The 13,023-nt window shown below is 54.1% G+C and carries 8 protein-coding genes; 5 read left to right on the top strand and 3 right to left on the bottom strand.

Annotated features, from left to right (window positions below; all coding sequences use genetic code 11):
- Positions 1 to 65: 65 nt before the first annotated feature.
- The 5 genes from CLR69_RS12205 to CLR69_RS12185 all read left to right on the top strand — a co-directional run bounded on the left by CLR69_RS12205 (position 66) and on the right by CLR69_RS12185 (position 8,141).
- Positions 66 to 1,853 (top strand): TolC family protein, encoded by a 1,788-nt coding sequence (locus CLR69_RS12205; RefSeq protein WP_129712769.1) that lies wholly within the window; start codon positions 66 to 68, stop codon positions 1,851 to 1,853.
- On the top strand, positions 1,853 to 2,611 hold the full coding sequence (locus CLR69_RS12200; protein WP_129712768.1) for an efflux RND transporter periplasmic adaptor subunit: 759 nt from the start codon (positions 1,853 to 1,855) through the stop codon (positions 2,609 to 2,611). The genes CLR69_RS12205 and CLR69_RS12200 overlap by 1 nt, the downstream gene beginning before the upstream one ends.
- Positions 2,608 to 3,966 carry an efflux RND transporter periplasmic adaptor subunit gene (locus tag CLR69_RS12195; RefSeq protein ID WP_129712767.1) on the top strand — a complete coding sequence of 453 codons (1,359 nt, stop codon included), beginning with the start codon at positions 2,608 to 2,610 and terminating at the stop codon, positions 3,964 to 3,966. The genes CLR69_RS12200 and CLR69_RS12195 overlap by 4 nt, the downstream gene beginning before the upstream one ends.
- 2 nt (positions 3,967 to 3,968) lie before the next feature.
- Positions 3,969 to 6,098, top strand: coding sequence for an HlyD family efflux transporter periplasmic adaptor subunit (locus CLR69_RS12190; RefSeq protein ID WP_129712766.1), 2,130 nt, complete (start codon positions 3,969 to 3,971; stop codon positions 6,096 to 6,098).
- Between the two features lie 327 nt (positions 6,099 to 6,425).
- Entirely contained in the window at positions 6,426 to 8,141 is a 1,716-nt protein-coding gene (locus CLR69_RS12185) for a polysaccharide lyase family protein (protein WP_197730554.1), read from the top strand.
- A gap of 75 nt (positions 8,142 to 8,216) precedes the next feature.
- Here CLR69_RS12185 and actP read toward each other — a convergent pair whose 3' ends face one another.
- The 3 genes from actP to acs form a co-directional block, all read right to left on the bottom strand.
- Entirely contained in the window at positions 8,217 to 9,875 is a 1,659-nt protein-coding gene (gene actP / locus CLR69_RS12180; protein WP_129712765.1) for a cation/acetate symporter ActP, read from the bottom strand.
- Positions 9,872 to 10,183, bottom strand: a complete 312-nt coding sequence (locus tag CLR69_RS12175) for a DUF485 domain-containing protein (protein WP_011092414.1) — start codon at positions 10,181 to 10,183, stop codon at positions 9,872 to 9,874. Before CLR69_RS12175 ends, actP begins: the two co-directional genes overlap by 4 nt.
- Positions 10,184 to 10,307: 124 nt before the next feature.
- Positions 10,308 to 12,269, bottom strand: coding sequence for an acetate--CoA ligase (gene acs, locus CLR69_RS12170; RefSeq protein WP_129712764.1), 1,962 nt, complete (start codon positions 12,267 to 12,269; stop codon positions 10,308 to 10,310).
- Positions 12,270 to 13,023: the final 754 nt, after the last annotated feature.

Here is a 13,023-nt window from a genome sequence, read left to right as displayed (position 1 = left end):
GCAGGAATCAATCCACTGCCTGTAAGATGAAGGGAACAGACAAATAGAAGATGGGGAGAACCCGGGTGAATCAGCACATAGCGCATTTCTGGGATAGCCAGCAGCACGATAGTCAACAGCAGAACGTTCAACGCGAGGCTACACCACGCTCCGCAGGTTCCCGGGCGTTACGGATCGCGGTGACCCTCGCCTGTCTGGGGTTGGCTGGCTGTGCCGTCAAACCAGAACCGGTAACGGTTGAACAGCAGGTTGCACAGGCGCTGAGCGACAGAACGCAGATGTTCGCCAATCAGGAACCGGTGCGCGGTACGATCACGCTGGATGAGGCGATTGCCCGTGCGCTGAAATATAACCTGCAACAGCGGGTCGCGCTGATGGAACAGGCGATGGAAGACGACCTGTTGGGCGTACAAAATCTGGACATGCTGTTACCGAAACTGACCGCACGCGCCGGGTTACAAACCCGTGATAACGTGGCCGGTTCTAGCAGTGAGTCGGTTACTACGGGTCGGCAGTCACTGGAGGCGTCTACCAGTCAGGATCAGACCCAACGTACGGCCGATCTGACGATGAGCTGGAATGTGCTGGACTTCGGTATCAGCTATTTCAATGCCAAAGTACAGGCGAACAAATCGCTGGCGGCGGAAGAGCGCCGCCGTCGCGTCGTGGCAGATATTACCCGTCAGGTGCGTACCGCTTATTGGGAAGCGGCAACGGCGCAGCGCTTGCAGCCGGAAGTGACAACGGCGCTGACGCAGGCACGTCAGGCGTTGGAATACGCGCGTCAGACCGAGCAACAGCGTCTATTGGCACCCGTTGAGGCGCTGCGTTTCCAAAAAAATATGCTGGAGATGGTGCGCCAGTTAGAAATCGTCGACAGCGATCTGGTGGTGGCGAAATCCCGTTTGGCGGCGCTGATGAACCTGCCGCCGTCCAGCAAATATGATGTTGTCGTGCCGAGTGAAAGCAGTCTGGTGGCACCGAAGATGGCTTACTCGCTCGACGATCTGGAAAACTTCTCGATGGTGAAACGCCCAGAAGTGCGCGAAGAGAGCTATCTGGCACGCAATAGCGTACTGGAAACGCGTAAATCGCTGCTGCGTCTGCTGCCGGGTGTGTCATTGTTTGCTGGTATCAATGGCGACAGCAACAGCTATCTGGTCAATCATCAATGGGCGAACGCGGGCGTTCAGGTCAGCGGCAACCTGCTGAATGTGCTGTCATGGTCATCGGTGAAACGCGCCGGACAGGCGAATGAAGATCTGGCGGAAGTGCGTCGCCAGGCACTGCGCATGGCGGTGCTGACACAGGTGAACGTTGCCTGGCAAGAATACCAGCAGAGCACGCGGATGTTCGGTCGTTATCAGGAACTGGCGCGGATTCAGCGCGGCATCCTGAACCAGACCACGCTCAGCGTACAGCATCGTGCCGAAACGCAAATGGAACAGGTGCGCGTCAGTACGGAAACCATTCTGACCACCCGCGCACGTGACCGCAGCTTTGCCGACGTGCAGAACGCGCTGGGCGCGGTGTATCAGGCTGCCGGGTTGGATGTGCTGCCGGATAACGTGAACGATGTCAGTCTGGCCGCGCTGAGTAGCTCGATTGCCCGTACCACGGGGAATCTTGAGAAAGGCGGCGTTGCGGTGCCGCGTTTGTCCCTGTCAACACCACCTACGCCTGCTACCACGACGGCTTCTACCGTAACGGCTTCCACGACAGGTTCGCCTGTAACGAAGCCCATAAAGCCTGTTGCCGTGACGCCAGCGGCTAACGCGGGGAAACCCTATCGCGTGGTGAATACAGATATGTGGGACAACCTGCAATCGCTACAGGCGGGAGGCCCGCGTTAATGGCTGTCGGCATGATGCGTCCTCTGTTGCTGGTGAGTGCGTTAAGTCTGCCCCTGTGGGGGCAGGCTGCGACCACGGGAGACATTCGCGTGCAGCTTAGTGCACAGCGTTACACCGTGTTATCCAGCGAAATTGCCGGAAAAGTGACGGATATTGCAGTGAAAGAAGGCGAACATTTCAAACAGGGCGACACGCTGGTAACGTTTGACTGCACCGTGCTGCGCGAAAAGCTGAACTACTCGAACGCCGCAGAGAACGCCGCGCGTAAGAAACTGGCGATTGCCGATCGGTTGGATAAACTCAATTCGATCAGTCTGTCTGATGTCGATCAGGCGCGATCGTCCGTGTCGATGGCGCAGGCGGAAAGCGGCGTTAATCGGGCTATGCTGCAACGCTGTGCGATTAAAGCGCCGTTTGCTGGCCGCGTAACGGAAACCAAGGTGAAGCGTTGGGAATCCGTGCCGGAAGGCAAAGAGCTGTTAGCGATTTATGATGACAGCGCGTTCGAGCTGGAAATGATCGTACCGTCGCGCTGGTTGGTGTGGTTAAAGCAGGGTAGCGCCTTTCAGGTCACGCTGGATGAAACCGGCCTGAGCTATCCGGCGGAAATCAGCCGCCTCTCCTCGGCTATCGATCCGGTTAGTCAGTCAGTGAAGGTCTTTGGCCGGATTACACAATCCACCGCTGGATTACTGCCGGGCATGAGCGGCGTGGCGCAGATTGCACCGCCTGACGCAGCAGGCAGCGTGTCGCCATGACCGAGCGGAACACAACGGCAGCAGTACAAACCGAACAGGATACCCGGCTGGCGCTGCTGGCCGAACTGTTACAGTTGCAAAGCCGTGCCAGAGCACGTGAAACGCTGGATGAACTGGCGTTTTTCATCGTCAATGAAACGCACAATCTAGTGAAGTATCGGCAGGCGCTGTTATGGGACGGCGACAAACGACGTTTACAGGCGGCTTCCGGGCTGGCCTCACTCGATCACAACGCGCCGTTCTGCACCGAATTTAGCCGACTGTGCCGTCAGTGGCAGGAGGAAGGGCGCCAAACGCAGGTGCTGCAATGCCGAGAACTTCCTGCTGACGATCAGGTTCTGTGGCAGGAACACCTGCCCGAGTTTTTACTCTGGCTACCGTTGCGCGTAGCTCAAGGGGATGCGCCGCTAGTGCTGGTGTTAGCTCGCGACAGCGCGTGGTTGCCTGCTGAAATCGTACTGCTGGAAAAGCTGGCTGACGCTTACGCGCATGCGTGGTCGAGCCTGTGTAAAGTACGTCGTCGCCCATCGAAAACGCTGCCTGCCAGACGTCGCCTGATCCTTGCCGCCGCGATCGCGCTAGTACTGATCTTATTGATCCCCGTTCGCCAGTCGGTGCTGGCTCCGGCAGAGATCGTCGCGCACCGTCCGGTTATGGTACGCGCCCCTGTGGCGGGCGTGGTGGATGACATTCTGGTTCGCCCCAATCAAACCGTTAACGCTAGCCAACCGCTAGTGCGGCTGGACGTGCGTGAACTGGAAAATCGACTGGAATCAGCGCGGCAGGCTTTTGCTACTGCCGATGCCCAGTATCGTCAGGCACAGCAGCAGGCGCTGTTCGATGCCAACAGTAAAGCCAGTCTGGCCGTGCTGCAAAGCCGCCGAGAGCAGGCACAGAGCGACATGGATTTTCTGCAACGTCAGCAGGAACGTATGCAGCTCGTTGCGCCGCGTGACGGCGTGGCGATTTTTGACGATAGCAGCGACTGGATTGGGCGTTCGGTGGCGGTGGGGGAACGTATCATGATGATCGCCGACCCGCACGATGTTGAGTTGGAAATTCAATTGCCTGCGGCGGATGCCATTGCGTTGGAAAACGGCGCGGATGTTCGCCTGTTCCTCAACGTCGCGCCGAATTCTGCACAGGAAGCACGGCTTGAGCAGATTGGCTATCGTGCTGCGCCGACGCCAGATAATGTGATGGCCTATCGGCTACGGGCGCGTTTTACGCAGGATGATCCACAGCTGCGCGTAGGCCTGAAAGGTACTGCCAAGCTGTACGGGAAACGCACGGTGCTATTCGTTTATCTGCTGCGTAAACCGCTCGCATCCCTGCGCGTCTGGCTGGGCGTTTAACGATGGCCGGAGGTGCGACGCCAGCCGCCGGACTCAGCCCGCTGCGCGATGAACTGATCCTGCATGCCGGGCCAGCTAACCGCGATGGATCGCCAAGCTGGACGCTGGAAGATCCGTTGCGCGGTCTTTACTTTCGTATCGGTTGGGCAGAAATGGCGATGCTATCGCGTTGGTCGATGGGGAATGCCGAGCAGATCGTCGCCGAGGTTAACCAGACTTCTGCTCTGATGCTTGATGACAGCGACGTGCAGTACTTCAACCGTTTCTTACAGGCCAACAGCCTGACGCGTGTTTCCGGTGATGAAGCGCTGGCGCAGTTTACCCGTCAGGTGGAGCAGTCACGTGTCTCTATTTGGCGCAAGCTGCTGAAGAATTATCTGTTTTTTCGTATTCCTTTATGGCATCCCGATCGCTTTCTGGGCGCGACGCTGCCGTGGATCGCGCCACTTTTCAGCCGTACTTTTCTCAAGCTAACGCTGCTGGTGGCCGTGCTGGGGCTATTCCTCGCCGGACGCCAGTGGGAAACGTTCAAACATACGTTTCTGCACTTCTTCACGCTGGAAGGTGCGGCATTAGCGGGGCTTACGCTGTGCTTTACCAAGATTTTGCATGAGTTCGGTCACGCCTACACTTGTAAGCGCTTTGGTGCCCGAGTCGCTACCATGGGCGTCGCATTTCTGGTGATGATGCCGGTGCTGTACACCGATACGTCTGGTTCATGGAAACTCACTCGTCGTCGGCAGCGTATGGCGATTGGCGCGGCGGGCATGATGACCGAACTAGTGCTAGCCGCGTGGGCGACGCTGGCGTGGAGCTTTTTACCAGACGGCATGCTGCGTAGCGCTGCCTTTATGCTGGCGACGACCACGTGGATCATGACGCTGGCGATAAATCTCAGCCCGCTGATGCGCTTCGACGGTTATTTCCTGCTTTCTGACGGATTACAGGTGCCGAATCTGCAAAATCGAGGTTTTGCCATTGGTCGCTGGCAGATGCGCGAATGGCTGTTCGGGCTGGGGGATGCACCGCCGGAGCACTTTCCGCGCTGGTTGCAACGCACGCTGGTGGGCTATGCGTTTGCGGTATGGATATACCGTTTCTTCCTGTTTACCGGTATCGCGATTCTGGTTTACCACATGGCGTTCAAGCTGCTGGGGATGCTGCTTTTCGCGATTGAAATCGGCTACTTCGTGGTGATGCCCGTGGTGAATGAAGTACGCGAATGGAGTAAACGCCGTAAGGATTATCGTATGAACCGTAATATGACGACGACGCTGACCGTGAGTATCGTGGTTCTGCTCTTGCTCATGATCCCCTGGCAGCACAGCGTGTACGCACCGGCGCTGCTGCGAGCGGAACAGCAAAGCAGCCTGTATATGCCTGTACCCGCGATGATTCAGCGTATTGACGTGCAGGTCGGTCAGCCTGTGCGCGCTGGGCAGATGCTATTTACGCTGTCGTCTGATGCGCTGGCGCATGAACGGCAACAGTTGGAACGACAAATCGCTACGCTGAACTGGCAAAGTACGTTTCAGGTATTCAACAAGGAAGCGGCTGGCGATCACCAACGGGTGAAGCAGGAGTACGAAGCGGCGCTGCAAAAGTTACAGGTATTGCAGCGTCAGTCTGAACAGTTGACGGTACGTGCGCCGATAGACGGCGTGGTGGCGGATATGGCGACGCCGCTGGAAACGGGCGAGTGGCTGGGGCAAGGCGAGTGGTTGGCCGTAGTGACCAAGCCAACCGGCGGGTTAGTCGAAGCATTTGTGTCGGAAAAAGACTGGCAGCGGCTCAGTCAGGGTGGAAAAGGCACGTTTTATTTACAGGATGTCAGCCGCTCGTCGTTGCCGCTCACGATTGTGGAGATTGCCAGTACCGCGACCCGCGATCTGAATGCTGCGCCGGAACTCGCCTCGGTTTACGGCGGCGACATTGCTACGTTGAGCGACTCACAGCGCAAACTGCATCCTGAGCAGGCGGTTTACCGCGTATTACTCAGTCTGCCTGAGGATTATCGCGCTCGGCCGCAGGTACTACGTGGCACAGTCGTCATGGACGGTAAGGCGCAAAGCCTACTGATTCGCGGCTGGAAAGTGGTATCTGCCGTGCTGATCCGCGAACTGTCATTCTGATCGGTTTTGATTTCTGCGATGTCGATCCAGACTTTCTTCCTGCTACTGCCAGCTTCTTGTTTTTGCTGGCAGTAGTGTGAAGGAGGGCGCTTCTTTCCTCGATTATGTTGTTCCTGATATCTCTATCCCATCTATTTAACATGGCAGAAATTTCTAATTTCAGCGACAAGGTTTGGTGCCATACCGAGATACACGGGGCTACCACGGTGTGAGGTGTCCCGGCGGGAACCTCATCACCGTGTTTCCCCTAATATCTGATATTTGCCGTGGCCTGAACCATCGCGATAAACGTTTCTGTCTAAACCGTGGAACACAAGAGGGCTGACTGTGAAGCGATCTGTCTTGTTGTTGGTGGGCGCCATGCTGGCACCTTATGGCTATAGTGCTCAGGATAACGCCGTGTCGTTATCCGTTTCTGGTTTGAATACCGTTCTGGATAACGGATTACTGAAAATCACATTTGGGGAGGATGGCAGCGCGGTGAGCATGGTGACGGGAGGCAAAAATATTGTCACCAACCTGTCCGGTGCTGCGCGCGATCCGAGCAAAACACGTAGCGCTTACCTTGATTATTACGTCAAAGGCGTCAAAGATTTTGTCCCCGAGCGGGTGGAGGTGCTGCGTAACGATCGTGAGATGGCGCATGTGGCTTATATCGATGACCGAGGTGGGCTGCTAAAGCTCGAATATCACCTGATTATGCGTCGTGGCGTTAGCGGGCTTTATAGTTATGTCATGGCCGAAAACAGCGGAAGTCAGGATGTTAACGTCAGCGAGCTGCGTAACGTCTATCGCTTCGATCCCACTCGACTAGATCATCTCTACAGCGGCGTTCGTCAGGGTAAACCGCTGCTCTATAGCCAGCTTGAGGTGTCGCCAAAGGTGCAGGATGAAACCTGGCGATTGCCGGATGGCAGCATCTATTCCAAATATGATTTCGCTGGCTACATACGTACCGCGCCTTTCTGGGGCGTTTTTGGTAACGGTGTGGGCGCATGGCTGATTCACGGTAATCGGGAGTACTTCTCCGGTGATGCACTCAAACAGGATCTTCTGGTGCATCAGGATGCGATCATTCTGAACTATATGACGGGGTCGCACTTTGGCACGCCGGATATGAAAGTCTCGCCGGGTTGGAAAAAATTCTATGGTCCGTGGTTGCTATACATTAATCAGGGCGATACCGAGCAAATGCTGGCAGATGCGCAGCGTCAGGCGATGACGGAAACGATAAATTGGCCGTATAAATGGGTGGACGATTCACGCTATGCGCCCGATCGCACGCAGGTCAGCGGACGTGTTGCGAGCCAGCAGTCGATGACGGTGGTGCTTTCATCATCATTGGATGAACCGTTTGATGTACAAACCCGTGGCTATTCATATCAGGCAACGACAGACTCGCAGGGAAACTTTGCTATTCCTCACGTTCGGCCGGGCAATTACCATCTGGCAGTGTACGCCAACAGCGGGACGCAGCCGGGGATAGTGGCTGAGCAAATGCTGTCTGTTTCCGGTGATAAGCAAACGCTGCCGATGATAGTCTTGCCTAAAGCCGAATCGGTTGTCTGGGCTATTGGGCAAGCAAATCGGAAGGCGAGCGAATTCCGATTTGGTAACGAAGCGCGTAACACCCGCTGGCAGCATGAGGTTCCGGCAAATCTGACGTTCGATATTGGCCGAAGCGACTATCAGCGCGACTGGTATTACGCGCAGACTAAACCGGGAAAATGGGATATCCGTTTTGTTCTACAACCTGAGAAGAAAACCTATTTCCTGAACATCGCATTGGCGGCAGCCAGCAACAGCGGCATGAGCGAGCCAACGGTGCCACAGCTGGCGGTAGCGGTAAACGGTAGCACGCTGGAGACACTAACTTATGAGAACGACAAAGCGATCTATCGCGGCGCGCTACAGAGTGGTCGCTATCATGTTGCGCGTATCCCCGTGTCATCGGATTTCCTGAAAAACGGCAGCAACATCATCACGCTGCAATTAAAAGGCGGCAGTGTGATGTATGACGTGGTGACCTTAAGTGAGGAGTAAAACCCGTTTTAATAACGTGGAGTGCAGGATATCAGAGAAGAATTGGCCCGCGAAAGCGGGCCAATGAGAGAGAAATTAGTGGGAACTGCCTTTTGAAGCGCCGACGCCGGTTTGTGAACGGACAAACTGAGCGTGGAAGCGTGCGCGTTCTTGCTGCCCGGATTCGGAACGATCGGTGATGGAGAAGAACCAGATACCGATAAACGCAACCAGCATAGAGAACAGCGCTGGGTAATCGTAAGGATAAATAGGCGTGGCGTGGCCGAGAATTTTCACCCAGATCGTTGGCCCCAGTACCATCAGAATGACGGCCGTTAATAGCCCTGCCCAACCGCCAATCATGGCTCCGCGTGTCGTCAGTTTCGACCAGTACATGGAGATGATAATGATTGGGAAGTTACAGCTGGCAGCGATAGAGAACGCCAACCCAACCATGAAGGCGATATTCTGGTTCTCAAACAGGATACCGAGCGAAATAGCCACCACACCCAGCACCAGTACGGTGATTTTCGAGACTTTCAGCTCATCGCGCTCCGTCGCTTTTCCTTTCTTAATCACGTTGGAGTAGAGATCGTGGGATACGGCAGACGCGCCCGCCAGTGTCAGGCCAGCAACAACGGCCAGAATGGTGGCAAAGGCCACGGCGGAGATAAAGCCGAGGAAGAAGTTGCCGCCGACCGCATCAGCCAGATGCACTGCCGCCATGTTATTCCCACCGATGAGTGCCCCCGTCGCGTCCTTAAAGGCAGGATTCGCGCTGACCAACAGAATGGCACCAAAGCCGATGATGAAGGTCAGGAAGTAGAAATAGCCCATGAACCCAGTGGCGTAGAACACGCTTTTCCGGGCTTCTTTGGCATCGCTGACGGTGAAAAAACGCATCAGAATGTGCGGCAAACCGGCTGTACCGAACATGAGTCCCAGTCCAAGAGATAGCGCAGATATCGGGTCAGAAACCAATCCGCCAGGGCTCATGATTGCAGCGCCTTTCGGGTGAACCGCCATTGCCTGTTTGAACAGTGCATCAAAACTGAACCCTACGGATTTCATTACCATGACGGCCATAAAGGTGGCGCCGAATAGCAGCAGGACGGCTTTGATAATTTGTACCCATGTGGTGGCAAGCATGCCGCCAAACATCACATACATGACCATCAGAATGCCGACCAGCACCACGGCCACATGGTAGTTGAGGCCAAACAGCAGCTCAATGAGTTTCCCCGCGCCCACCATCTGTGCAATGAGGTATAGGGCCACAACCACCAGAGAGCCGCAGGCTGACAGGCTACGGATAGGACGCTGTTGCAGACGGTAGGAGGCGACGTCAGCAAAGGTATAACGCCCGAGGTTACGCAGCCGCTCCGCGATCAGAAACAGGATAATCGGCCAGCCGACCAGAAAACCGAGTGAATAGATCAGACCGTCGTAGCCGGAGGTATAGACCAGAGCAGAAATACCGAGGAAGGAGGCGGCTGACATATAGTCGCCTGCAATCGCCAGCCCGTTCTGGAAACCTGTGATATTTCCGCCAGCTGTATAGTAGTCGCTACGTGAACGGGTTTTCTTCGACGCCCAGTAGGTGATATACAGCGTACCGCCGACGAACAGCAGAAACATCACAATGGCCTGAATATTCAGCGGCTGGCGCTGGACATCCCCTGTGAGTGCATCCGCCGCCCACGCCAGAACTGGCAGTGCCAGCAGTCCGAACAGCATCATAAAGCGTATTTTCATTGCTTTACCTCATCCAGTAACTGCTTGGTCAGACGATCAAATTCACCGTTAGCGCGATACACATAGACGCCTGTCAGAATGAAGGAAATCGCAATCAATCCCACACCAATCGGAATTCCACGGGTAATGCTGGAATCGGGAGCGATCGGTGTGCCCAGCCAGCCGGGCGCAAAGGCGATCAGCAGAATAAAACCGACATAAAGCACCAGCATGATTAGCGAAAGAAAAGCGGCAAAACGCTGTCGCTTGTTGACCAGTTCTCTGAATAAGGGGTTACTTTCAATCCGTTGATAAATGGCATCATTCATCGTAAGTCTCCAGTAATCGGTAAGGTTGAGTGTTGCCGAGACGTTACCGCCTGATTTATCGCCAGCCACATCCCCGCAAGCCACGTCATGGCTTACGGGAATGAAGCGAGCGGGGGGCTAATGGTTATTGAGAGGCGGTACTCATGGCCTGCTTTTCTTCGAGCAGTTTTTCGACGACGCCAGGATCGGCCAGCGTTGAGGTGTCCCCCAGATTGCTGGTATCACCGGCGGCGATCTTACGCAAAATACGCCGCATGATTTTGCCGGATCGCGTTTTCGGTAATGAGTCTGTCCAGTGCAGGATGTCCGGTGTGGCAATGGGGCCGATTTCCTTACGTACCCAGTTGCGAACTTCGGTATACAGCTCGCTGGACGGCTCTTCACCGTGGTTCAGTGTGATGTAGGCGTAAATGGCCTGCCCCTTCATATGATGCGGGATACCCACCACTGCCGCTTCGGCAATCTTAGGATGTGCGACGAGTGCAGATTCGATTTCTGCTGTCCCCAGTCGGTGACCGGAAACGTTAAGCACGTCGTCAACGCGGCCTGTAATCCAGTAATAGCCATCCTCGTCACGGCGCGCGCCGTCGCCGCTGAAGTACATGCCTTTAAAGGTGGAAAAATAGGTTTGTTCGAAGCGGTCATGATTGCCAAACAGCGTTCTTGCCTGACCCGGCCAGGAATCAACGATGACTAAATTGCCCTCAGTGGTGCCTTCCTGTGGGTTACCGAGATTGTCGACTAGCGCAGGTTGTACCCCAAAGAATGGACGTGTCGCAGAGCCAGCTTTTGCTTCGATTGCGCCGGGGAGCGGGGTGATCATGAAGCCGCCCGTTTCCGTTTGCCACCAGGTATCGACGATAGGACATTTACCATTGCCGATTTTGTTGAAATACCACTCCCAGGCTTCCGGGTTGATCGGTTCGCCAACGGAACCCATGATCCTGAGCGATTCACGCGATGTACCTTCGATCGCTTTATCACCTTCAGCCATCAGCGCGCGGATCGCCGTAGGGGCGGTATAGAGAATATTGACCTTATGTTTGTCGACCACTTGCGCCATGCGGCTAGCGTCCGGCCAGGTTGGCACACCTTCGAACATCAGCGTGATCGCGCCGCATGCCAGCGGACCATAAAGCAAATAGCTATGTCCCGTAACCCAGCCAACGTCCGCTGTACACCAGTAGATGTCGCCGGGATGGTAATCGAAGACATACTTGAAGGTCAGTGCGGCATAAACCAGATAGCCGCCAGTGGTATGCAGTACGCCTTTGGGTTTACCGGTCGAACCCGATGTATAAAGGATAAATAGCGGATCTTCCGCGTTCATCTCTTCTGGCGGGCAATGATCGTCTGCTTTTTCAATCAGATCGTGCCACCACAGATCGCGCCCGTCTTTCCATTCATTGATCTTGCCCGTACGACGGAAAACGATAACGCTGGAAATTGTCGTGACGTTCGGGTTTTTTAACGCCTCATCAATATTCTTCTTCAGCGGAATCACGCGTCCGGCACGGATGCCTTCATCGGCGGTGATGACGAGCTTGGCGCTGGAGTCGATGATGCGCCCGGAAATGGCTTCGGGAGAAAAGCCCCCGAATATCACCGAGTGAATCGCACCGATTCTGGCACAGGCCAGCATTGCTACGGCGGCTTCTGGCACCATCGGCATATAAATGGCAACGACATCACCTTTCTTGACGCCTTGTGACTTCAACACATTGGCGAAGCGGCACACGGACTGATGCAGTTCACGGTAGGTGACTTTTTTACTTTCAGTCGCGTCATCGCCTTCCCAGATGATGGCGGTTTGATCGCCACGTTCGGCAAGATGGCGATCCAAACAATTTGCAGCCACATTTAATGTACCGTCTTCAAACCAGCGAATACGGATATGGCCAGGGTCAAATGAGGTGTTCTTGATCGTTTCATAGGGTTTGATCCAATCGACGATCTTTCCCTGCTCACCCCAGAAGGCGGCGGGATCATCAACGGACAGTCGATACATATTTTCATATTGCTGGGCATTTATCAGTGCATTTTCCGCAATTGCGGTGGGAATGGCGTGTTTATTATGTTGTGTCATAGCGCTTCTCCTTAAACATGTTAATGCTATGTCAAATAATGGTTAATTGTAGTTAACCCGTTATCTTTGTTTCTTTTTTGCGCGATTGATCACGCAATGCAGGAAAAGCAATGAAGCGTTACTTAAAAGATAGTCTTTTAGCTCAGAAAATAGGCAGCTTTTTCGTGGTAGCCAAAATGCGATAAGTGATGTATGTCACAATATGAAAGCCAGTAGAATTATCTATGCTGTTATAATGTCATTAACGATCAATTCATTGTTTTCAATAGATTATATCTATTGTTATTAGGTTTTTGATCGCCCTTTACGATCAAAAGGCATAAAGATCCCGCTTATTCAGCCGATAGCAAAAATCCTGTTCAGAGTATATTCCTACGTGGAGCAGCTATTTAGCACGTTCTACTGTGGTTTACGTGTTGGGATTTTGTTTCAATTGTTAATTATATGTAGACTATTAATGAAATAGATTTATCTGATTATCAACGGGCAGATAAGTGTGAATAATCTACACTCTAGGTAGGTTCTACGGCATAGATGTGGGCCTTCTTAAAACAGGTAAAGATGTCGTGTGCCAGCCGCTGACAAAAAGAAAAATTAAGTGTTATTTTTTGTGTCTTATTCAGAAATATCCGGTTTCCAAAAATAAACAACATAGATATACCCAATATCACTGGCGCTGAGTAAGGCGGCAGATGTTTGAGCCCCGGTAACCAGAGGACGAGTAAAAAGTTCCGGTTAGCGAAATTCACCATTT

The sequence above is a fragment of the Pectobacterium zantedeschiae genome (genome assembly GCF_004137795.1).
In the GTDB taxonomy this organism is placed as follows: domain Bacteria; phylum Pseudomonadota; class Gammaproteobacteria; order Enterobacterales; family Enterobacteriaceae; genus Pectobacterium; species Pectobacterium zantedeschiae.
Note: the sequence above shows the minus strand (reverse complement) of the source record. Positions and strands in the feature narration are given on the sequence as shown.

Bases quoted from the DNA above. Each gene is read 5' to 3' on its own strand.
- CLR69_RS12195 (WP_129712767.1), top strand. From the start codon at position 2,608: ATGACCGAGCGGAACACAACGGCAGCAGTACAAACCGAACAGGATACC.
- actP (WP_129712765.1), bottom strand. From the start codon at position 9,875: ATGAAAATACGCTTTATGATGCTGTTCGGACTGCTGGCACTGCCAGTT.
- CLR69_RS12190 (WP_129712766.1), top strand. From the start codon at position 3,969: ATGGCCGGAGGTGCGACGCCAGCCGCCGGACTCAGCCCGCTGCGCGAT.
- acs (WP_129712764.1), bottom strand. From the start codon at position 12,269: ATGACACAACATAATAAACACGCCATTCCCACCGCAATTGCGGAAAAT.
- CLR69_RS12175 (WP_011092414.1), bottom strand. From the start codon at position 10,183: ATGAATGATGCCATTTATCAACGGATTGAAAGTAACCCCTTATTCAGA.
- CLR69_RS12200 (WP_129712768.1), top strand. From the start codon at position 1,853: ATGGCTGTCGGCATGATGCGTCCTCTGTTGCTGGTGAGTGCGTTAAGT.